This is a genomic window from Anaerosolibacter carboniphilus (genome assembly GCF_014205875.1).
In the GTDB taxonomy this organism is placed as follows: Bacteria; Bacillota; Clostridia; order Peptostreptococcales; family Thermotaleaceae; genus Anaerosolibacter; species Anaerosolibacter carboniphilus.
On sequence record NZ_JACHEN010000006.1, the window covers coordinates 78,658 to 99,966 of the forward strand.

The window sequence follows — 21,309 nt, forward strand, 5'->3', positions numbered from 1 at the left end:
AATTACCAAGGAATATAAGAGGACTGAGGCTCGATATGAAATAAGCAAAAAGGCTGTTCTATGCAATAAATAGAACAGCCTTTTTAAACAGGTACGTTTGATATGCATGCCTCCCCATTATATTTTGAAGCCGCTGTTTGATAGTTTTTGGCTAGTATGATTTCATGAGACTTTTACAGGAAAAATGATGATTGGGGCAGTGTTTATTCTGGCAGCTGTTATGAACTCGAAGATGCTGAGTAAAAAAGTGAGTGAAAATGGAATGAAACTAATTTGATTTTCTTACGTCTTAATGGTATAAAGGTATAAAGTGCATAGGGAGGTAATTTCATGAGAATTAAATTGTTTGCATATCTGCTCGTGTGTATGATGGTGATGACGATGTTCTCATTTACAGTTTTTGCTGAAAAACAAGTGAAAATTGAATTAGATGGTGAATTGGTTTCCTTTGATGTTCAACCGATCATAGAAAAGGGGCGAACGCTGGTACCTATAAGGAGTATCTTTGAAAAAATGGGTGCAGAAGTCATCTGGAATGCGGAAGAGAATGAAGTTACGATTCAAGATAAATATAAGACCATTGAAATGATCATAGGAAAGAAAGAGGCATTGATCTATAGAAAATATGATTTTACAGGAATTCCAGAGAAGGTGGCATTGGAGGTTCCTGCTCAAATTGTGAATAATCGTACACTGCTGCCATTGCGATTCATTGCCGAGGCATTAGAAGCAGAAGTTGACTGGGATAAGGAGCAATATGTTGGCGTGATCAAAACGAAAGATTATGAACCAAAGCCCGATGATCAAGGGAATACGCCGATAGATTATGAAGTCCTTGATTTGAATGGCATTAGCGGAAATGAAAAGCTATTCCAGTGGTATGAAGAAAACTACAAAAAAGAGGGTATTCACTCCCTTCAAATAGATAATGAAATGTATGTCCTTGTCAGCGGTGGGGAACGACCCACTGGAGGGTATAGGATGCAAGTGGACGCAGTGGATATCCAAGGGAAGTCGAGAATAGCTTCTGTGACTGCAACCCTGTATCGGCCAGCTCCAGATATGATGGTGACTCAAGCCATTACCTATCCCCATGTTATGATCAAAATGTCAGCCGCGAATGCTGCTGTGGTACGGGGTGAGATTAAAAGTATCATTGGCTATAGAATTGAAGAAGAATAATGGAGAAGACATGAAACATACTCATAGGTAGATTGGTGGATTCGTATAGGGCATGGTGCAGGAATGAAAAGATCTAAACCCAACAAAATAATTGTTGGGTTTAGATCTTTAAATAGAGAATACACTATTAAGATAATAAGAAAATTTTAGGGGGCCGATTTCATGAGAATTGAGCACATAGCCATATGGACATTAGACATAGAAAGGTTAAGATCATTTTATGAAAAGTATTTTGATTGCAGGGCTGGTGAAAAATACATAAATCCTATCAAGAACTTTGAATCCTACTTTCTAGCGTTTGATGGAGGCGCAAGGATGGAAATTATGAGAATGCCTTTGGTACAAAGCCGCGCTGCTGATCTTGGGGGAACCTTTGTTGGGATTGCCCATTTTGCTGTTTCCGTGGGCAGCAGACAAGCGGTGATCTCCTTAACGGAACGACTGCGAAGAGATGGATTTTCTGTGGTGGGTGAACCCAGAACCACGGGAGATGGATATTTTGAGAGTGTGATTAAAGATCCAGATGGCAACTTGATTGAAATTACAATATGAAACTTGGCGTACAAAAGGGAGGACGATTATTCTATTACAAGTAAGCTTTGCAGATGAAAAGTAATTTGTGATGTAACTTCAAGCATGATATGATGGATATAGCATATGAAATAAAGGGGGAGTCCATTTGAGCAATATGGAGGATTTAATTATCTCAGTGAATGGATTTGTTGAGAATCATCCGTTGAATCAGGTTGAAGGCGTAGCTATCAAAATATTTGATAGTCCCATTATTGGGATCGCTAATGCTGGAGATCCTTTGTTTGACCAACTCAAGGAAGAGACAGTCAGCGGTCCTCATCATATGACACCAAAGGAATGGTTTCCAGAAGCAAAGACTGTCATATCCTATTTCCTTCCTTTTACAAATGAAGTGCGAAAATCAAATGGTGTGGGTAGTGAATATCCATCCTATGAATGGCTGTACGGAAGGATCGAAGGGGAACGATTCAACCGTGAAGTGATGAAGTTTATCGCTGAAAAAGTCATCGAGATGGGAGGATGTGCCCTAATACCCGCAGAGGATTCACGAATATCCAGTATAAATAATCGTAGTAATTGGTCCGAACGGCATATTGCCTATATCGCAGGCATAGGAACCTTTGGTTTGAGTAAATCATTGATTACAGAAAAAGGGTCCGCTGGTAGAGTTGGAAGTGTCATCACAAATTTGTCCTATCAAACAACCGATAGAACTTACCAAGAAATTTATGAGTATTGCAATCATTGTGGAGCTTGTATTCATAGATGCCCTGTATCTGCAATAAATCAGGAAGGAAAAAAACATGAACCCTGTGATGCTTTTTTAAGCTTAACCAAGGAGAAGTTCGCGCCGAGATATGGCTGCGGAAAATGTCAGACAGCAGTCCCGTGCGAAGGAAGGGCACCAGGGAAGAAAGGTGCCGAAATAGGATACCTATAAGACAAAACGATAGAGAACTTATATAAAGGGGGATTAGAAATGAAAACAAAATATGTGGTGATTATTCAATGTGATATTGCTCATAATCGTTGCAGCGGTTTTGCCTGCACCAATTCCTTTTATAATCGTGAAGGAAAGTTTGAAAACTATGAAGAGGATGTACAGTATCTCTCCTTTACCTGTGGAGGATGTTGTGGCAAGAGTGTGACTGCAAAACTGGAGCATCTTTCCAATAAGCTCAGAAAGAAGACGGACATTAAAAAGGATGAAGTCACTATTCATTTGGCATCATGTATGACAACGGATAATTATCATTATGACCGCTGCCCTCATGTGGATTATATCAAGGGAATTGTAGCAAAAAGAGGTTTTGAAAATGTTGTAGAAGGCTCCTATGTCAGCAAAAATGCCTCCAGGAAGCGAGAGGAAGGGGTTTATAAGAACTATTAAAGCATACCAGTCATTCCAAATACAGATCGATCTCCCGATAAGTGGATGAGAGGTCTGTATTTTTTTATCGCAAAAAATTACTAGAAACAACTGTAACATACATTTATAAAACAAAATAAAAAAGAAGAATCTAAAAAGTTACAGAGGCAAAGCAGTATGAACTGGAGAATCTATACATAAGTTAATTTGAAAGTAAATATTTTAGGATTCATAGGAAAACGTTTTGTAAAATAGAGATGAATATTTAGTAAAAGTTTACTAAAGCATACTATGGTATTTTTCTAGGTATGGGAGTTCTGATAGCATATAGATGCAATTGTGGCGTTAAGGAGAGGGTTTGTACTTTGTTGCAGTGAAAGCAGAATGAAGATGGAAGAAAGATGTGGATTGCTATGAAAGCAATGTAAAGTGAAGTTTATCTAGAAAAGCTACCGGCATCATGAAACCGTTTTCTGAATATATAAAAAGTATTGACAAGAGACTAAAAATTTAGTAAATTTATATTACATGGAAACGCTTTCACGGAAGGCATGTATGTTAAGCGGAAACGCTTTCATAAAAAAATTAAGCAAGATTAAAGGGGGAAATACGTGTGAAAAAGTTTTTAGTTTTAGTACTTGCATTGGCAATGGTGCTTTCTTTAGCAGCATGCGGTGCAAAGCAACCTGCTGAGCCAGCTGCACCAGCTGAGGGACCAGCAGCAAATCCTAAGATTGGTGTAACGATCTACAAGTTTGATGATAACTTTATGTCTTTCGTACGTCGAGCTATTGAAACAGGTGCAAAAGACAAAGCTGACTTAGTATTAAATGATTCTCAGAACAATCAAGCTACTCAAAATGAGCAAGTTGATATGATGATTTCAAAAGGCGTTAAGTCTTTAGCAATCAACTTGGTAGACCCACAAGCAGCTCCTACAATCATCGAAAAAGCAAAAGCTGCTGGTCTACCAGTAATCTTCTTCAACAAAGAGCCAGATGCTAGTGCATTAGCTAGCTACGATAAGGCTTGGTATGTAGGAACTACTTCTTCAGAATCAGGCGTTATGCAAGGTAAAATCGTTGCTGATTCTTGGAAAGCAAATCCAGCTTGGGACAAAAACAAAGATGGTAAGATCCAATACGTATTATTAAAAGGCGAGCCAGGACATCCAGATGCTGAAGCAAGAACAAAGTTTGTTATTGATGAAGTGAAAAATGCTGGTATCGAAGTAGAAGAATTAGAGCTTCAAACAGGTATGTGGGATAGCGTAAAAGGTAAAGAATTAGTAGATGCTTGGTTAGCTAAGCATGGTGACAAGATCGAGTACGTAATTGCAAACAATGATGCAATGGCTTTAGGTGCAGTTTCATCATTACAAGCGAATGGATATTTCACTGGAGATAAGTTTATGCCAGTTGTTGGTGTAGATGCGATTCCAGATGCATTAGAGCAAGTAAAAGCAGGTACAATGGTAGGAACAGTATTAAATGATGCGAAGAACCAAGGTGGCGCAACATTAGAATTAGCATTAAATGCTGCGAACGGCAAAGATCCATTAGAAGGAACTCAATGGACACTTGATGACAAGAAAGCTGTTCGTGTACCATATGTTGGTATCACAAAAGACAATCTTGCAGTTGCAGAAGAAGCATATAAGTAAGATTACTAAAACAGGTATGAATCTTTATGATTACTATGTTAAACAAGGATGCATGGGCATGCATCCTTGTTTTTCAGATAGATATTTAGAATGGGGTGTAACCTATGGATCACAATACACAATTAAAGAATAAAGAGAACTATCTATTAGAGATGATTGATATTTCTAAAGAGTTCCCAGGAGTAAAAGCATTGGATGGTGTCCAACTGAAGGTGCGACCAGGGACAGTTCACGCTTTAATGGGCGAAAATGGCGCTGGGAAGTCAACTTTGATGAAATGCTTGTTTGGTATTTACCATGAGGATAATGGTGAAATTTACCTTGAAGGGGTAAAAGTGAAATTTAATTCTGCAAAACAAGCCTTAGAGAATGGGGTTTCCATGGTACACCAAGAATTAAACCAAGTACGTCAGCGCAACATTATGGATAATATTTGGCTGGGCCGATATCCCCAAAAAGGTGTTTTTATTGATGAACAAAAGATGTATGATGATACAAAGAAAATTTTTGAAGATCTAGATATACAACTGGACCCGAGGGAAAAGGTTGGAAAACTAACCGTTTCACAAATGCAAATGGTTGAAATTGCGAAGGCGGTTTCTTATAATTCAAAAGTAATCGTTATGGATGAACCCACTTCTTCTTTGACAGAAAAAGAGGTAAATCATCTGTTTAAAATTATCAATGCATTAAAACAAAAAGGTGTAGGTCTTATTTATATATCTCATAAAATGGAAGAAATCTTACAGATTTCAGATGACGTAACGGTTATGCGGGATGGCAAATGGATTGCCACAAAACCAGCCAAGGAATTGACTACGGATACGATTATTAGCTTAATGGTTGGCCGCGATTTGACGAATCGATTCCCACCAATGGACAATGTACCTGGCGAAACCATACTAAAGGTAGAAGAACTAATGGCTACCTATCAACCTTCTATTCAAAATGTTAGTTTTGATCTAAGGAAGGGAGAAATTTTAGGGATTGCAGGTTTGGTTGGTTCCAAGCGGACAGATATCGTAGAGGCTTTGTTTGGGATTCGACAAATATCATCTGGGAAGATATATGTTCATGGCAAAGAAGTACAAAACACATCGCCTCAAAAAGCCATTGAAAATGGATTCGCTTTGGTAACCGAGGAACGACGTTCAACGGGAATATTTGGGATACTTGACATAAACTTTAACTCGATTATTGCTAATCTTGATGAATACTTTAATAAATTTGGATTAGTTGATGAAGATAAATGCAAAGCAGATACCCAATGGGTGATTGACAGTATGCGTGTGAAAACGCCATCTCAAAAGACATCCATCAGTTCTTTATCCGGTGGGAATCAGCAAAAGGTAATCATCGGCCGCTGGTTGTTGACCGAGCCTGAAATTCTCATGCTGGATGAACCAACGAGGGGGATTGATGTTGGTGCGAAATATGAAATCTATCAATTGATGATTGATCTAGCCAAAAAAGATAAAGGCATTATTATGATATCCTCTGAGATGCCAGAATTACTTGGTGTTACAGATCGGATACTCGTCATGAGTAATGGGCGGGTGGCTGGAATCGTAGAGACAAAGAATACAACCCAGGAAGAGATTTTGCGCTTATCAGCTAAGTTCTTATAGGATAAGGAGTGATGAATATCATGAGTTCAGTTACTGAAAAATTGAGAAACTTAACAAAAAAAGATGTAACAACATGGATGATGAATAATGCAATTTTTATTGTTCTAGTGGTTTTGCTGTTGGTGATTATTTCTATTTCACCAGACTTTGTATCGATCAATAACTTCCGTAATATTCTGACCCAGGCATCTACACGTATTATTATCGCATTAGGCGTTGGGGCCCTCATTATTACCCAGGGTACTGACCTTTCTGCTGGACGTCAGGTAGGTTTGGCAGCAGTTATATCTGCATCGTTGTTACAGGCACCAACCTATCTCTATCGTATGTATCCTGATCTACCTGCTATGCCTATTATCGTACCAATCCTTTTCGCTGCTACCATTACGGCTATTTTTGGGTTGATCAATGGATTCATTATTGCAAAGCTTAATGTTACACCATTCATTACCACATTGGGTACCATGATTATTATCTATGGTGTGAATTCCATTTATTTTGATCGCCCTCCTTATGGAGCACAACCTATTGGTGGATTAGATCCTAGATACATGAAATTTGCTCAGGGGAGCTTTAATATTGGCGGCTTCGCTCTTCCTTACCTAGTTGTTTATGCTGCTATTGTAACGGTGCTTATTTGGGTTTTATGGAACAAGACTCGTATTGGGAAAAATATTTTTGCTGTAGGAGGCAATCCAGAAGCTGCGGTTGTATCTGGTGTGAGTTTAGTAAAGACATTGTTGTTTGTTTACACCCTTGCAGGCTTCTTATACGGCTTTGCAGGATCCTTAGAGGCAGCCCGTGTAGGTAGTGCCACCAACAACACTGGAAATATGTATGAATTGGATGCCATTGCTGCCTGCGTAGTAGGTGGAGTTTCCTTTAGTGGTGGGATTGGTACGGTGCAAGGTGTTGTTACAGGTGTACTGATTTTTCAGGTTATTAACTATGGATTGGCCTTTATTGGTGTAAATCCATACCTTCAATATATTATCAAAGGGTTAATTATTATCACAGCTGTTGCTATAGATACTCGTAAGTATTTGAAGAAGAAGTAAGATCGTCGAAATATATAGAACCAAAAATAGATAAATCTAATATGTAGGGGTGTCTATAATGAAATTAGAGACTTTGATACAAGATTTTACCAGGAGGTTTGGAGATGAAGGAGGTATTTTGACCTTCTTTGCCCCTGGTCGGGTAAATTTAATCGGTGAGCATACGGACTATAATGGAGGGCACGTTTTCCCATGTGCCCTCAGCTTTGGCACCTATGCCATCGCGCGAAAAAGGAAAGATACAAAGATACAACTGTTCTCAAAAAACTTTGAAGACTTTGGGCAGATAGAGACGGATATAAATCATATAATTTATGATCCAGCCTATGATTGGGCAAACTATCCTATTGGTATGGTAAAAACCTTTAAGGATGCTGGCTATACCGTAGCGTCTGGCTTTGATGTATTATACTATGGTAATATTCCCAATGGAGCAGGCTTATCTTCCAGTGCATCGATTGAATTGGTAACCAGTGTTCTTCTAAAATCTTTATTTGACCTGGATATCGAGATGATGGAGATGGTGCAGTTAAGCCAGAAGGCAGAAAATCAATTTGTAGGCGTAAATTGCGGCATCATGGATCAGTTTGCCAGTGGTATGGGTAAAAAAGATCATGCCATGCTGTTGGATACCAATACCTTGAAATATGAGTATGTACCAATCAAGGCGGAAGGCATCACCATCGTTATTGCCAATACCAACAAACGCCGCAGCTTAGCAGGTTCAAAGTACAATGAAAGACGCAGTGAGTGTGAAAATGCCTTGAAGGCCCTTCAAAAAGAGCTAGCGATTTCATCCCTAGGAGATCTTACTGAGGAACGTTTCGATGCTCATAAGCATCTGATTGAAAGTGAAATTGAGCAAAAACGTGCAAAGCATGCAGTGTATGAGAATCAAAGAACCCTTAAGGCGGTGAAGGCTCTCAATGCTGGGGATATTCAGCTGTTTGGAAAACTCATGAATGCATCCCATATTTCGCTTCGGGATGATTATGAGGTAACAGGAATAGAACTGGATACCTTGGTAGAAGCAGCATGGGCAAATGGAGCCATTGGGTCAAGAATGACCGGTGCTGGCTTTGGTGGTTGCACCGTAAGTCTAGTACATCAAGATCAAGTGGAAAACTTTATCGAAAAAGTAGGCAGAGCATATGAAGAGAAAATAGGATATAAAGCAGAATTTTATGTTGTTGCCATTGGTGATGGCGCAAGGCAACTTTAGTTAAATGCAGCAAGAGGTAGTTTCCCTCCCATATATAAACTATCCCTTGTTGTATTATATTTATATCTAAAAAATCATGGTTTCCATGATTTTTTGGATATCTAATCAAATGAGTCTAAGGAGGTAGTTTTATGGCTGTTTTGGTGTGTGGTGGTGCTGGTTATATTGGATCCCATTGTGTCTATGGGTTGATAGATCAAAAAGAAGATGTGGTTGTAATAGACAATTTGCAAGCTGGTCATGGAAATGCTGTCCATGAAGCAGCGAAGTTCTATCAAGGAGATATCAAGGATAGCACTTTTTTAGATAGGGTATTTCGTGAGAATAATATCGATGCGGTGATTCATTTTGCAGCAAATTCTTTGGTGGGTGTCAGTGTAAAAGAACCCCTTACCTACTATCATAACAATGTTTATGGTTCTCAGGTGTTATTGGAAGCCATGTGTCGACACAATGTGAATAAAATCGTGTTTTCATCGACTGCGGCAGTATATGGAGAGCCTGAAAATGTGCCTATCTTAGAATCAGACAAGACAGAACCGACCAACCCATATGGAGAAACAAAGCTGGCGGTGGAGAAAATGATGAAGTGGGTAGATCAGGCCCATGGAATGAAATATATTGCACTTCGATATTTTAACGTGGCAGGCGCCCATGAAAGTGGACAAATTGGAGAGGATCATAGTCCGGAAACCCATTTGCTACCCCTCATCCTGCAGGTGCCGTTGAACAAAAGAGAGCATATCACCATCTTTGGAGATGATTATGATACCTCAGATGGTACTTGTGTGAGAGACTATATCCATGTGATGGATCTGGTAGATGCTCATATTTTGGCCCTGAAGAAGCTTCGTGAAGGGGCAGATAGTAACGTATACAATCTAGGAAATGGGGAAGGGTTTTCGGTGAAGGAAATGATTGATGCCGCTAGACAGGTGACAGGTCATCCTATACCAGCTATTGTGTCAGAGCGAAGAGCAGGAGATCCATCAAAACTAATTGCTTCCAGTAAAAAAGCGCAAGAGGAACTAGGCTGGAAATTAAAATACAACCGAGTTGAGGATATCATAGCTTCAGCATGGAAATGGCATATAAGTCACCCCCAAGGGTTTGAAAAATAGGAGGTGGCATTTTGATAGAAATCTATAAGGAAATACAACGACTCATTCATTATGGATTGGACAAAAATCTGATTTGTAAAGAAGATGAGATTTATGTAAGGAATAGAATTTTAGAAGTATTAAAGATTGATGAGTATGAAGAAATAGCAATTGAAAAGGAAAATTTAGCCCATCCCCAAGGAATTTTGGATCGTATTTTGGACTATGCCCATGAAAAAGGTATTCTAGAGGAGAATACGGTTACCTATCGAGATTTGTTAGATACCAGAATTATGGATTGCTTTATGCCTCGCCCTAGTGATTTGAGGAAGTGTTTTGATGCAGATTATCGAATATCCCCTCAGATGGCTACGGAAAACTATTATAAACTGTCTATGGCTTCTAACTATATCAGAACGGAAAGAACCAGTAAAAATGTTAGCTGGAGAACCCAAACGGATTTTGGGGAGTTGGAGATTACGATTAATCTTTCGAAACCTGAAAAGGATCCAAAGGCCATCGCTGCAGCCAAGAACATGCGCGCTACTTCCTATCCCAAGTGCCTGCTTTGCAAGGAGAATGAGGGATATGCGGGGCGAGTGAATCATCCTGCAAGACAGAATCATCGTATTATTCCAGTCAAGCTTGGCGATGAAGATTGGTTTTTGCAATTTTCGCCCTATGTATATTATCATGAGCATGCCATTATCTTTAAAGATCGTCATGAACCCATGAAGATTACAAAGGATACCTTTGCGAGATTATTAGCTTTTGTGGACCAGTTTCCCCATTATTTTATTGGTTCCAATGCCGATTTGCCGATCGTGGGAGGATCGATTCTTTCCCATGACCATTTTCAAGGTGGAAACTATTCCTTTGCCATGGAGAAAGCCCCGATCTTGAAAGCCGTTGAAGTAAAGGGATTTGAGGATGTGGAAGTGGGAATGGTGAAGTGGCCGTTGTCGGTAATCCGACTCAGAAGTGATCGAAGAGAGAGATTGGTGGAATTGGCATCCATGATTCTGGATAAATGGAAGGGTTATAGTGATGAAAGGGTTGAAATTCTAAGCGCTACGAAGGACGAACCCCACAACACCATTACACCGATTGCCAGATACAAGAACGGAAAATTCGAATTGGACTTGGTACTGCGAAACAATCGAACCAGTGACGAACATCCAATGGGTATTTTCCATCCCCATCAGGATGTACACCATATTAAAAAGGAGAACATAGGCTTGATTGAGGTAATGGGACTTGCCGTACTTCCAGATCGTTTAATCCATGAACTGGATTTGCTGAAGGATTGTCTATTGGGTTGGAAGGATATTGATGAATATGAGGAATTGGATAAGCATAAAGATTGGTTCCATCGCTTAAAGCAACAGTATCAAGGCATCCATATAAATTTTGATGAAGTCTTGAGACGAGAGGTTGGAAAGACCTTCGAGAGAATATTGATGGATGCCGGTGTATTTAAGCAAGATCAAAAGGGGTTAGCCGCCTTTGAAGACTTTATGAAATTTTTAAGTAGGTGAGAAGAAGGATGTATGAAACCGAAAAAGTTTTCCGTGTAGATCATAAAGAAGCAACCCTCATTTCTTTAAAGAATCGAAAGGGTATGGAATTAAGATTGCTTAGCTACGGTGCAGCGGTTGTGGATATTCTGACTCCAGATCGTGAAGGTAGGGTAGAGAGCGTTGTGCTGAGCTATGAAAATATTGGAGACTATGTGAAAAACTCTCCATATTTTGGCGTAACGGTAGGGAGAACCGCGGGACGTATTGCTGAGGGGACTTTCTGTTTAGATGGAAAAGTATACAACCTAAATAAAAATTATGGGCCAAATCATGGCCATGGCGGCCCTGGGGGATTTAGTTTTCAGGTATGGGACTACGAGATTCAGGAGGTAGGAAGCCAAAATAAGGTGATTTTTACGTATCTAAGCAAGGATATGGAAGAAAACTATCCAGGAAATTTACATGCCAAAGTGACCTATACGTTGACAGAAGAGAATGAGGTTGTCATTGAATACGAGGCAGAAACAGATCGGAAGACCCTATGCAATTTAACAAACCATGCATACTTTAATTTATCGGGGAACTATAAGCGTAAGGTCACAGAACAGTATTTGCGCATGGATACCGATGGTTTCCTAAGACTGAATTCTTGCCAAATTCCTGAAGGAGAGATTACGCCTGTGATGGGTACACCCATGGATTTTAGATCATTGAAATTAATTGGTAAAGATATCGGGACTGATGATGAACAGCTTATTATGGCAAAGGGCTATGATCACCCTTGGATGCTATGCAGGCGTGAAAATCAAATTGAGATGCTGGATGAAAAAAGTGGCAGAAAGATGATGATTGCTACAACCTATCCTTGCGTCGTGGTATATACCTATAATTATCCAAATAACGAAAAACTAAAGTATGGCAAGGTGGGGAGCAGACATGATGGTATTTGTTTCGAAACCCAATATGAACCCGATGGAATTCACCATGAGCATCTTCACCCAGCCATCCTGGATGTGGGGGAAAAGTATTATGAAAGAACGATTTTTAAATTTTCAATAGCCTAGGGGGGGCATCAGCATGTATTTAGGTGTAGATTACTATCCAGAGCATTGGGACATAGAGATGATGGACGATGACATGGGACGAATGGTTGAGATGGGAGCCAATATCATTCGGATCGGAGAGTTTGCTTGGCATCTAATGGAGCGTGAGGAAGGGAAATATGATTTTTCGTTTTTTGATCATGTGATTGAGAAAGCCAAGGGCTACGGATTAAAGGTGATGTTTGGAACCCCTACTGCTACCTTTCCCGCTTGGTTGGCCAAAAAACATCCTTCAATCCTTTCTCAGGATGAATATGGACGTACGAGAGTTTTTGGGGGAAGAAGGCAATATTGCTATAACTCAGAGGTTTATAGAGAATATACAAAGAAAATTGTAGACAGACTGGTAACCCATTATAAAGATGAGGAAGCCATCGTGGCTTGGCAAATTGACAATGAGTTTGGGCATGAAGGCAGTGACCAATGTTATTGTGACCAATGCCGACAAAGCTTTCAGAGTTTTCTAAAGAAAAAATATCAAGATATCGATAGATTGAATGAAATCTATGGTACCATTTTCTGGGGACAGACCTACAATGATTTTGCTGAAATTCCTATGCCTCAACCTACCATTACGACTCATAATCCTACACTACAACTGGATTGGGCAAGATTTCGATCCTACACCATCAATGATTACGGAAAGCTGCAGATTGATTTGGTAAGGTCGTTGAAAGGGAGCCATCAGGAGATTACCCATAATTTTTATGGAGGATTTTTTGAAAAGGCCTATGACCAGAACACCATGTCAGAAAATCTTGACTTTGTTTCCTATGACAATTATCCGGTATGGGGTGGTCTAAAAGAGCCTATAAAACCAGCCCATATTGCGATGACCCATGATTATATTCGAGGATTAAAAAACAAAAATTATTGGATTGTAGAAGAACTAATGGGGGCGCAAGGCCATAATGTAATTGGGTATTTGCCGCGTCCTAACCAAGCTAAGATGTGGGCCTATCAAGCTATAGCGCATGGATGTGAAAATATGCTGTTCTTCCGGTGGCGAGGGATGACGCGTGGGGCGGAACAGTTCTGCTTGGGGATCATCGATCAAGACAATGAAGATGGCCGAAAGTATCGAGAGGTACAATCCTTTATGAATGATATAAGTCATTACGAGACGATTATCAAAAGTGAAATCCGTGCGGATATTGCTGTGTTATATGATTTTGATAATATTTGGTCTTGGTATCATCAACAACAATCCAGTGCCTTTTGTTTCACCGATGAACTGATGCGGCTGTATGCACCTTTTTATGCCCTCAATGCCCATTTAGATGTGATCAGCACCAGAAAAGATTTTTCTGGTTACAAGGTTTTGTTGGTGCCTGTGATGCAAATTATTGATGAAGGGCTGGGCCAACGATTGGAAGCATTTATACAAAATGGAGGGACGATTGTCTTTAGCTTCAGAGCAGGCATTAAGGATCGAAATAACAATATTCATTTTGGCGAAATATTTCCGTGCAAAATTCGACAACTGGCAGGAATTCGTGTGAAAGAAGCAGAATCTTTGCAGTCTGATCAAATTGTCGAAATTATAGGGGAAGGAATACATGAAGGTAAAAGTGGAACATGTACGGTTTGGAGAGATTTGATCGTTCCTGAAGCGGCAGAAGTGCTTTACCGATATAATGATAAGTTTTATAATGAGAATGCCTGTGTAACAGAGAATCAATATGGAAGTGGCAAAGTTTTTTACATTGGTGGCGGTGTCAATGTTGAGATATTAGGGGATATGGCAAGAAGCATCGTGATGGATAATGATATCCAATTTATTGATTCTCCACCAGGCTTGGAAGTATATATGAGAAAATGCAATGAAGAAAGATGGCTGTTTATCAACAATCATACGGATGAAGAAATCATGTATGAGGGCATGAAGTTTGAGCCTTATGAAAGCAGGATCGTAAAGAATTAAGGGATGTATAGGTTTCGTGTTTTTCGAAAAAAGAGACGCTGCGCATATTACAAAATATCAACATGGAATTTCAACAGAACTAATTCTTAGAACATCCTGTTGAGAATGCATGTTTGTGGAAGGAAGATTTTATGGCTACGATTAAAGATATAGCTAAATTAGCTGGGGTATCACCCGCAACGGTATCTCGTGTCCTCAATAATGATACGAGTTTATCCGTTACCGATGAAACGAGAAGAAGGGTTTTTGAGGCAGCAGAGGACCTGGAATATAAAACGGTGAGACAACGCTATCGGGCCACAGAAAAAAACATCAAAATCGGTGTCATTCATTGGTATTCAGAAAAGGAAGAGCTGGGAGATCCTTACTATGTTTCCATTACCAATGCCATTGAAAAAGAATGCCTTAATAAAAGAATTCAAGTGGTTACCATTTTTAAGAATGATGATACCTATACTACCAATAAACTGAACAATTTGGATGGGGTAATTGCCATTGGTAAGTTCAGCCAGGGGGATATTGAGGAATTCGCCATGTATTCTCAAAGGATCGTCTTTGTGGATTCATCACCCAATGAAAAAAAGTATGATTCCGTTGTCTTTGATTTTAAAAAGGCTATGCTTGAGGTTTTCGAATATCTGATGGAACTTGGACATCGCAGAATTGGATTTATTGGTGGAAGAGAATACGTAGGCAAGCATCGAGAGCCTATAGAAGATGAGCGCCTGGTAATGTATAATAAATTTATGAAAGAACAGGGCTTATATGAGCCGGACGATGTTCATATTGGAAGATTTACACCGGAAGATGGTCATGACCTGATGAAAAAAGCTGTAGAAAAAGGAAATCTTCCTAGTGCTTTTTTTATTGCCAGTGATTCTATGGCAATAGGTGCTCTTCAGGCATTATATGAATCGAATCTTCGCGTACCCAACGATGTGAGCATTATTAGTTTCAATGATATACCAACGGCAAAATTCTTAGTGCCGCCTTTAAGTACTGTAAAAGTCTATACCCAGGTTATGGGTATCACTGCAGTGGGATTGCTGCTAGAAAGAATTCATGAAGGTAGAAAAATCGCAAAAAAAGTTGTTTTACCTACGGATCTTATCATTAGAGAAAGCTGCAAGTAAAAATGCATCCAGAACGGATGCATTTTTACTTGTAGTTTTTCCCAACGAAATGGATGAGAAATAGAGCAAAAAATGGTAGGTTTTTACTATTAAATTAGAATATAATATGCTTAGGAGAGAGTCAGAACAGGAGGGATGAAATGGAACATCAAGACAGAATCCGGGATTCAATTGAATATATTGAAGAAAGGCTAAAAGAGAAAATAAAATTAGAGAAATTGGCTGAAAAAGTGTATTTATCTGAATTCCATTACCATCGATTGTTCCGAAATATGGTAGGGGAGCCCGTTATGGAATATATAAGAAAAAGAAGGCTATCGGAAGCGGCAAAAGAACTAAAGGATACAAAGAGAAAGGTCGCTGATATTGCTTTGGATTATCAGTTTGGATCACCAGAAGCTTTTACTAGAGCGTTTAAAAGAATGTATGGGATAAGCCCTAGGGAGTTTAGAAAAACCAATATGAGGATATGCTATTATGCCAAGGCTAACATTGCTTTACAACGGAGCACATCCAAAACAGCACTTCACATGGTGGCTTAGGTGTTTGATGAACCTTGAGAATATGGAATATCATTGGAAAGGGGAGCTGTATATGGACCATGTACCTTTAGTAATCGAACAGACAAATCATGGAGAACGATCTTACGATATTTATTCAAGATTATTGAATGACAGGATTATTGTATTAAGTGGAGAAATTAATGATACAACAGCTAGTTTAACCATTGCTCAGATGTTATTCTTAGAGTCCAGTGATCCCGATAAGGATATTTATCTATATATCAATAGCCCAGGAGGATCTACGATTTCAGGCTTTGCCATTTATGATACAATGCAGCACATAAAATCAGATGTTTCAACCATATGTGTAGGAATGGCGGCAAGCATGGGATCCTTCTTATTAGCGGCGGGAACCAAAGGCAAGAGATTCGCTCTTCCGAATAGTGAAATTCTCATACACCAGCCATGGGTAGGCGGCGGTCTAAAGGGACAAGTAACCGATATCAAAATTCATACAGACTGGCTTCTAAAGACGAAGGAGAAAATGAATAGGATCTACAGTGAAAGAACGGGGAAAAGTCTCGAAACCATTGCAAAAGATGTTGAAAGGGATTACTACATGTCTGCAGAAGAAGCGAAGGCTTACGGATTGATTGACGATGTGCTGACAAGAAGATAATCAAAATCCTTAGAGAAAAAACGATAGGAAGCAAGTAAAGGGGGATAACGGTGATAACTTATAAGGTATGTACAGCGGTAGATATAGATTGCATCTATGCTGCATTTAGGATAGGTTTTTCAGATTATATGATCAAATTAGAAATGTCTAAAGAGCAATTTGTAAAGCGCTTTTTTGGTCCAGAAGGAAATTGTTTAGAGTATTCCCATATTGCCTTTCACCATGATCAGCCCGTGGGTCTGATTTTGGGAGGGATAAAGATTTACGAAGGTGTTAAAACATTACGGTGTGGAACCCTGTGTATTCATCCAGATTACCGTGGAAAAGGAATCAGCCAGCAGCTTTTCGAGCTTCATCGCCAAGTAGCCTTGGATGAAGGCTGTAGACAGCTATTTTTAGAAGTGATTGCAGGCAACCATCGGGCTGTTGCTTTTTATCGAAAGCTAGGTTATGAAAAGGTCTATGACTTGGCTTATTTTTCTCATAAAGAACCTTTAAAGTTTCGTTTGGATCAATCAATAGATTATGAAGTCCGCCCGATCTCTATGAAAATATTAAGAGAAATTCATAAGAAAATCTATGATGTTCATATCAACTGGCAAAACGACTTTGACTACATAGCAAAGCTAGAGGACCAGGCCCACTATGGTATATATCATGGGGAAAGTCTTGCTGGAGCTATGAGCTTGAACATCAGTGGCAAAATCTATTTTCTATGGGTGGATTCTGAATTTCGGCACCAAGGACTGGGAAGGAAATTGATTGCCCATGCTTCTGAAGCTTTGCAGCTTCAGAAGATAGCCGTAAGCTTTCCTAACAATGGGAACCTGGAAGGGTTCGTAAAGCGTGTAGGCTTTGATAGAGATGATATTGCTCAATATGAGATGTATTTGACTTTATGATATAGAAAATTATATAAGGGTCGAATCTGCTTACAGACAGATTCGACCCTTATATTTGGTGTCAGATTTGAGTCTTTCGACGTCTTAAAGCCAAGAGAAAACAGTACCCAACAAAAGAGATATAACGATAATCCAAACCAATACCTTGGCAATCGCATTTGTATTTTTCCTTATTTTTTCTATTAGAAACACACCCCTAGACCTCCTTCTCCAGAAAACATTCTAAGTATATTTTATAGATTGTAGGGATAGAAAACAATGGACTTATTTGGTTTTATCACATAGAGAGTAAGTATTTTTTAAAAAAGTCAAACAAAATGTCTGAAGGATAAAATGGGTTAGCAGAGAATATTGGATAAACTGGCATTATCTAAAAAGAATTTTATATGCTGTTGCAGCATATCGGTTAAGAATAAACATATAGATCTATTAAATAGAAGTAGGGGGAGTGTAGATGAATCTAAAGGGGATCAATCATATAACCATCTCGGTTTCTGATTTAGAGAAATCTATAATGTTTTATCAAGAAGTATTTGGAGCGAAGCTCCTAGTAGAAGGAGAAACACTGGCTTACTATGATCTTAACGGACTATGGCTAGCGCTAAACATTGAAAAGGAAATTCCAAGGTGTGAAATTTATCAGTCGTATACCCATATCAGCTTTTCCATCGATGATGAGGATTATGAAGAAACATTCCAAAGACTGAAAGAATTAGGTGTAGATGTGACAGAGGGCAGACCAAGATATCCTGAGGAGGGCAGGTCCCTCTATTTTAGAGATCCAGATGGGCATCTTTTTGAATTTCATACAAAAACAAGAGAGGATCGCATTGCTTTTTATAAAGAGAACCGGAAGTATTTGAAATTTTACGATGAATCTAAGTAAAAAACATATAAAGCAAAAAAGAAAAAACCCTGATAGAAAATCAGGGTTTTTCTAGTAGTTATATATTCAAATATATAATGATCGATATTATATTATTCTACTATAATTTAACTACATTCGCAGCTTGAAGGCCTCTGTCACCTTTAACTACTTCTAATTCTACTTTTGCACCTTCTTCAAGGCTCTTGAATCCGTTACCTTGAATTGCTGAGAAATGTACAAATACATCTTCTCCACCGTCTACTGTAATGAATCCGAAACCTTTTTCACTGTTAAACCATTTAACTACGCCTGTTTTCATTAAACAAACCTCCAAAAAATATATTGTTGCATTTGCAATCTACTTATTCTACCATGTAATTCTAATATTGTCAATGCTATGGAAATGCATTATCAAGAAAAAACTTGTACGTTCTTGCATATCAAGGGATAAAAACGTCCAAGATATTTCTATGAAGAAAAATGGTGAAGTTCAAAATAAACGAAATCGATGGACGCAACATATTACTAGATAAGCGATGACAAGATGATTGAGAGAGGGTACGATATGGAGACTGTGCATGGAGCGACAGAAGTAATAATGGAAATAGAAAAAATGAGAAACAAAATGTATGCACTTATTGAAGAAGATCACCAGATGAAGAATCCACAAATACTATGGGCGAGCCAAAAAATAGATGCATTGCTTCTAAAATATTATGAACTAATCCATAGGAATGGGTAGGATGCAGATCCTACTCTTTCACTTTCATATCTTCTTAAGTTATATGGGTAAAATCGAGCTTGGAAACACCAAGGGCATGATTTTCCCATAATGTTTTTTTTATCATTTCTAATTCATTTTGATTACATTCTATGATTAAGACTACATCTGATTCTTTATGAGTTGAGGACCTATTCTTAGAGTACTTTTTGGTAATGATGAGTTTGATGACAAACCCTAAGCTACATCCAAAACCCAGGCCAATCAATCCCCACCAAATAGGCCCCCATTTTAGGGCAAAACCATAGATACTGCCAAAGAGCATAAATATAGTGCCGAGCATTGCTGCAAGATCGATTAGGCTCAGGCCATCGGAACGATGCATTGTATCGAATAGTGCGATCTCTCCACCCCGTTTGTCTAAAGGAGCAGCAAGGATTCTTTCTTTTGCCACACCCTTCATTTGAATGGCAGTAATAGCCAATTCTAAAAAGCTATTGTATTCGAAGGTAGCTATAATATACATACCACCACTCCTTGGTTTTCCATTTTTTACAGGCATATTGAAGTTTTCATACTGGTATTGACTTTTTAAGAATTTAGATTGCTCCCAATTATAAAGTTTATTGTATTCAACAGTATTTACATAAGCATCATATACAGAAAATCCATAGATAGATGGAATATTTAGCGTCCAATGGATGTCTAAGACGGCCTTTGCTTGTTCAAACTGCCCAAGGAAAGAATAATGAATCGCTGGAAGCAATTTGGAAAAATAGATAATGACGATCCACCATATGATCGTAAAGGCTGCTGTAATGATTCTATGTAGATAAAGCTGCCCACTTCCAGGGATCAATGCAGACCAAAGGAAAGCATGAAAAGGACTGCTTTTATCTAAATAATTTATACCTAATGTGCTTATTTTGAATGGCTGAATCTCTGCATCTTCCCTTGCTGCCAATTTATAAACATTATTCATATCCACCGTTGACCGATAACTATCCCATATGGCAAAGATATAGGTACCAACATAGAAGAGCATCCATTCTTTATTCAGCACATCCTTTGCTTTATCAAATTCTCCGATAAAAGAGTAATAGATGCCTTGATTAATATGGGCTTTCACATTGATAAAGACTTCCCAGCCAAATAAGAGAAAACCCCTCACATTTTTGGATAGCAGGAGATGACCTAACCCTGGAAAAGCAGCAGACCACCATGCAATTATCCAAGGGTTCCTTAAATGTAATTGTGTTATACCAAAGATACTCAAATAAGCGATCTGTCTACGCGTCTTATTTTTCTGATCTTGTTTCATCATTTCATTATAATTCTCCTAGGATGTGGTTGGAAATTGTATAAGTGAAGCCTACTTATCTATAATTAGTCTATTTTAGTTTTTACCATAGTGAACATTATTATGAAATGGATTGTATAATATAATTTGAGTGAATGTCATGGGCAGCTTAAACGTTCCTCTTTTCTAAGTATCTTTTTACATACTATATAACAAAATAGTGCGTACTTGATGTATGCTATCTAATTGTCTATGATTATAGCAGAGAGTTTTCTAATTTGGAGTTAATAAATTGAATAGGAGGAAGTGAAATGAAGGTAGTAGCCATTAATGGAAGCCCGCGAAAGGGTGGAAACACAGAAATCATCTTGAAGGTTGTTTTTCAAGAATTAGAAAAGCAAGGAATTGAAACAGAGCTTGTTCAGCTGGGTGGAAAGCCTGTGCGAGGATGTATGGCCTGTGGACAATGTTTCAAGAATAAGGATAAACAATGTATTATCAAGGATGATATGATTAATGAGTGTATTGCAAAAATGGAAGAAGCAGATGGCATTATCTTGGGTTCTCCAGTGTATTTTACCGATGTGACGACAGAGATGAAAGCGCTGATTGACCGTGCAGGATTTGTTTCTAGAGCTAATGGGGATTTGTTTAAGCACAAGGCTGGCGCTGCTGTGATGGCAGTTCGACGTGGTGGTGCTACCCATGCCTTTGATACCATGAATCATTTTCTTCACTATATGCAGATGTTTTTAGTGGGAGGAACCTATTGGAACATGGTATATGGACGAGAAATTGGAGAAGTAGAGAACGACAAAGAAGGTATGTTAAATATGAAGGTCATTGGTGAAAACATGGCTTGGCTGTTAAAGAAAATCAAAGACTAATTACCAAAACTGG

21 protein-coding genes are annotated in these 21,309 nt (G+C 38.7%); 19 read left to right on the forward strand and 2 right to left on the reverse strand.

Going from position 1 to position 21,309, the window contains the following annotated elements:
* Nucleotides 1-330 precede the first annotated feature (330 nt).
* From HNQ80_RS06485 to fosB, 17 genes are all read left to right on the forward strand, one after another.
* Entirely contained in the window at nucleotides 331-1,182 is an 852-nt protein-coding gene (locus HNQ80_RS06485; protein ID WP_184309356.1) for a stalk domain-containing protein, read from the forward strand.
* 162 nt (nucleotides 1,183-1,344) lie between these two features.
* Nucleotides 1,345-1,734: a VOC family protein gene (locus HNQ80_RS06490; RefSeq protein WP_184309358.1), complete on the forward strand. Its 390-nt coding sequence runs from the start codon at nucleotides 1,345-1,347 to the stop codon at nucleotides 1,732-1,734.
* Nucleotides 1,735-1,870: 136 nt separating this feature from the next.
* A complete protein-coding gene (locus tag HNQ80_RS06495) occupies nucleotides 1,871-2,656 on the forward strand; it encodes a 4Fe-4S binding protein (RefSeq protein ID WP_184309513.1) in 786 nt (261 codons plus the stop codon).
* Nucleotides 2,657-2,695: 39 nt separating this feature from the next.
* Nucleotides 2,696-3,106 (forward strand): CGGC domain-containing protein, encoded by a 411-nt coding sequence (locus HNQ80_RS06500; RefSeq protein ID WP_184309360.1) that lies wholly within the window; start codon nucleotides 2,696-2,698, stop codon nucleotides 3,104-3,106.
* A gap of 592 nt (nucleotides 3,107-3,698) precedes the next feature.
* A complete protein-coding gene (gene mglB / locus HNQ80_RS06505; protein ID WP_330602774.1) occupies nucleotides 3,699-4,748 on the forward strand; it encodes a galactose/glucose ABC transporter substrate-binding protein MglB in 1,050 nt (349 codons plus the stop codon).
* Between the two features lie 104 nt (nucleotides 4,749-4,852).
* On the forward strand, nucleotides 4,853-6,376 hold the full coding sequence (mglA, locus tag HNQ80_RS06510) for a galactose/methyl galactoside ABC transporter ATP-binding protein MglA (protein WP_184309362.1): 1,524 nt from the start codon (nucleotides 4,853-4,855) through the stop codon (nucleotides 6,374-6,376).
* Between the two features lie 20 nt (nucleotides 6,377-6,396).
* Nucleotides 6,397-7,434 (forward strand): galactose/methyl galactoside ABC transporter permease MglC, encoded by a 1,038-nt coding sequence (gene mglC, locus HNQ80_RS06515; protein WP_184309364.1) that lies wholly within the window; start codon nucleotides 6,397-6,399, stop codon nucleotides 7,432-7,434.
* Nucleotides 7,435-7,492: 58 nt separating this feature from the next.
* Complete coding sequence (locus tag HNQ80_RS06520; RefSeq protein ID WP_184309366.1) at nucleotides 7,493-8,656, forward strand: galactokinase; 1,164 nt, start codon at nucleotides 7,493-7,495, stop codon at nucleotides 8,654-8,656.
* Nucleotides 8,657-8,787: 131 nt separating this feature from the next.
* The gene (gene galE, locus HNQ80_RS06525) at nucleotides 8,788-9,777 is read left to right on the forward strand and encodes a UDP-glucose 4-epimerase GalE (protein ID WP_184309368.1); all 990 of its coding nucleotides are present in this window, start codon (nucleotides 8,788-8,790) and stop codon (nucleotides 9,775-9,777) included.
* 11 nt (nucleotides 9,778-9,788) lie between these two features.
* Nucleotides 9,789-11,294 (forward strand): UDP-glucose--hexose-1-phosphate uridylyltransferase, encoded by a 1,506-nt coding sequence (gene galT / locus HNQ80_RS06530; protein ID WP_184309370.1) that lies wholly within the window; start codon nucleotides 9,789-9,791, stop codon nucleotides 11,292-11,294.
* An 8-nt stretch (nucleotides 11,295-11,302) separates the two neighbouring features.
* Nucleotides 11,303-12,340 (forward strand): aldose epimerase family protein, encoded by a 1,038-nt coding sequence (locus HNQ80_RS06535; RefSeq protein WP_184309372.1) that lies wholly within the window; start codon nucleotides 11,303-11,305, stop codon nucleotides 12,338-12,340.
* A 13-nt stretch (nucleotides 12,341-12,353) separates the two neighbouring features.
* Nucleotides 12,354-14,303: a beta-galactosidase gene (locus HNQ80_RS06540; protein ID WP_184309373.1), complete on the forward strand. Its 1,950-nt coding sequence runs from the start codon at nucleotides 12,354-12,356 to the stop codon at nucleotides 14,301-14,303.
* Between the two features lie 131 nt (nucleotides 14,304-14,434).
* Nucleotides 14,435-15,436, forward strand: coding sequence for a LacI family DNA-binding transcriptional regulator (locus tag HNQ80_RS06545; protein WP_184309376.1), 1,002 nt, complete (start codon nucleotides 14,435-14,437; stop codon nucleotides 15,434-15,436).
* Between the two features lie 140 nt (nucleotides 15,437-15,576).
* Entirely contained in the window at nucleotides 15,577-15,978 is a 402-nt protein-coding gene (locus HNQ80_RS06550; RefSeq protein ID WP_184309378.1) for a helix-turn-helix transcriptional regulator, read from the forward strand.
* A gap of 52 nt (nucleotides 15,979-16,030) precedes the next feature.
* On the forward strand, nucleotides 16,031-16,618 hold the full coding sequence (locus tag HNQ80_RS06555; protein ID WP_184309380.1) for an ATP-dependent Clp protease proteolytic subunit: 588 nt from the start codon (nucleotides 16,031-16,033) through the stop codon (nucleotides 16,616-16,618).
* Between the two features lie 50 nt (nucleotides 16,619-16,668).
* Nucleotides 16,669-17,520 carry a GNAT family N-acetyltransferase gene (locus tag HNQ80_RS06560; protein WP_184309382.1) on the forward strand — a complete coding sequence of 284 codons (852 nt, stop codon included), beginning with the start codon at nucleotides 16,669-16,671 and terminating at the stop codon, nucleotides 17,518-17,520.
* 454 nt (nucleotides 17,521-17,974) lie between these two features.
* Entirely contained in the window at nucleotides 17,975-18,406 is a 432-nt protein-coding gene (gene fosB, locus HNQ80_RS06565; protein ID WP_184309384.1) for a metallothiol transferase FosB, read from the forward strand.
* Between the two features lie 100 nt (nucleotides 18,407-18,506).
* Here fosB and HNQ80_RS06570 read toward each other — a convergent pair whose 3' ends face one another.
* Nucleotides 18,507-18,707 carry a cold-shock protein gene (locus HNQ80_RS06570; RefSeq protein ID WP_184309386.1) on the reverse strand — a complete coding sequence of 67 codons (201 nt, stop codon included), beginning with the start codon at nucleotides 18,705-18,707 and terminating at the stop codon, nucleotides 18,507-18,509.
* A gap of 246 nt (nucleotides 18,708-18,953) precedes the next feature.
* On the opposite strand from HNQ80_RS06570, the gene HNQ80_RS06575 reads away from it, so the two are divergent.
* A complete protein-coding gene (locus tag HNQ80_RS06575) occupies nucleotides 18,954-19,130 on the forward strand; it encodes an aspartyl-phosphate phosphatase Spo0E family protein (protein WP_184309388.1) in 177 nt (58 codons plus the stop codon).
* A 34-nt stretch (nucleotides 19,131-19,164) separates the two neighbouring features.
* Here the strand turns inward: HNQ80_RS06575 and HNQ80_RS06580 are convergent, their stop codons facing one another.
* Nucleotides 19,165-20,433 carry a hypothetical protein gene (locus HNQ80_RS06580; protein ID WP_184309390.1) on the reverse strand — a complete coding sequence of 423 codons (1,269 nt, stop codon included), beginning with the start codon at nucleotides 20,431-20,433 and terminating at the stop codon, nucleotides 19,165-19,167.
* 287 nt (nucleotides 20,434-20,720) lie between these two features.
* On the opposite strand from HNQ80_RS06580, the gene HNQ80_RS06585 reads away from it, so the two are divergent.
* On the forward strand, nucleotides 20,721-21,296 hold the full coding sequence (locus HNQ80_RS06585; RefSeq protein WP_184309392.1) for a flavodoxin family protein: 576 nt from the start codon (nucleotides 20,721-20,723) through the stop codon (nucleotides 21,294-21,296).
* Nucleotides 21,297-21,309: the final 13 nt, after the last annotated feature.

Coding starts and splice junctions, on each gene's coding strand:
- HNQ80_RS06550 (WP_184309378.1), top strand. CDS start 15,577: ATGGAACATCAAGACAGAATCCGGGATTCAATTGAATATATTGAAGAA.
- mglC (WP_184309364.1), top strand. CDS start 6,397: ATGAGTTCAGTTACTGAAAAATTGAGAAACTTAACAAAAAAAGATGTA.
- HNQ80_RS06540 (WP_184309373.1), top strand. CDS start 12,354: ATGTATTTAGGTGTAGATTACTATCCAGAGCATTGGGACATAGAGATG.
- HNQ80_RS06490 (WP_184309358.1), top strand. CDS start 1,345: ATGAGAATTGAGCACATAGCCATATGGACATTAGACATAGAAAGGTTA.
- HNQ80_RS06500 (WP_184309360.1), top strand. CDS start 2,696: ATGAAAACAAAATATGTGGTGATTATTCAATGTGATATTGCTCATAAT.
- HNQ80_RS06555 (WP_184309380.1), top strand. CDS start 16,031: ATGGACCATGTACCTTTAGTAATCGAACAGACAAATCATGGAGAACGA.
- fosB (WP_184309384.1), top strand. CDS start 17,975: ATGAATCTAAAGGGGATCAATCATATAACCATCTCGGTTTCTGATTTA.
- HNQ80_RS06580 (WP_184309390.1), bottom strand. CDS start 20,433: ATGATGAAACAAGATCAGAAAAATAAGACGCGTAGACAGATCGCTTAT.
- HNQ80_RS06545 (WP_184309376.1), top strand. CDS start 14,435: ATGGCTACGATTAAAGATATAGCTAAATTAGCTGGGGTATCACCCGCA.
- HNQ80_RS06585 (WP_184309392.1), top strand. CDS start 20,721: ATGAAGGTAGTAGCCATTAATGGAAGCCCGCGAAAGGGTGGAAACACA.
- mglA (WP_184309362.1), top strand. CDS start 4,853: ATGGATCACAATACACAATTAAAGAATAAAGAGAACTATCTATTAGAG.
- galE (WP_184309368.1), top strand. CDS start 8,788: ATGGCTGTTTTGGTGTGTGGTGGTGCTGGTTATATTGGATCCCATTGT.
- HNQ80_RS06495 (WP_184309513.1), top strand. CDS start 1,871: ATGGAGGATTTAATTATCTCAGTGAATGGATTTGTTGAGAATCATCCG.
- HNQ80_RS06520 (WP_184309366.1), top strand. CDS start 7,493: ATGAAATTAGAGACTTTGATACAAGATTTTACCAGGAGGTTTGGAGAT.
- HNQ80_RS06575 (WP_184309388.1), top strand. CDS start 18,954: ATGGAGACTGTGCATGGAGCGACAGAAGTAATAATGGAAATAGAAAAA.
- HNQ80_RS06535 (WP_184309372.1), top strand. CDS start 11,303: ATGTATGAAACCGAAAAAGTTTTCCGTGTAGATCATAAAGAAGCAACC.
- HNQ80_RS06485 (WP_184309356.1), top strand. CDS start 331: ATGAGAATTAAATTGTTTGCATATCTGCTCGTGTGTATGATGGTGATG.
- HNQ80_RS06570 (WP_184309386.1), bottom strand. CDS start 18,707: ATGAAAACAGGCGTAGTTAAATGGTTTAACAGTGAAAAAGGTTTCGGA.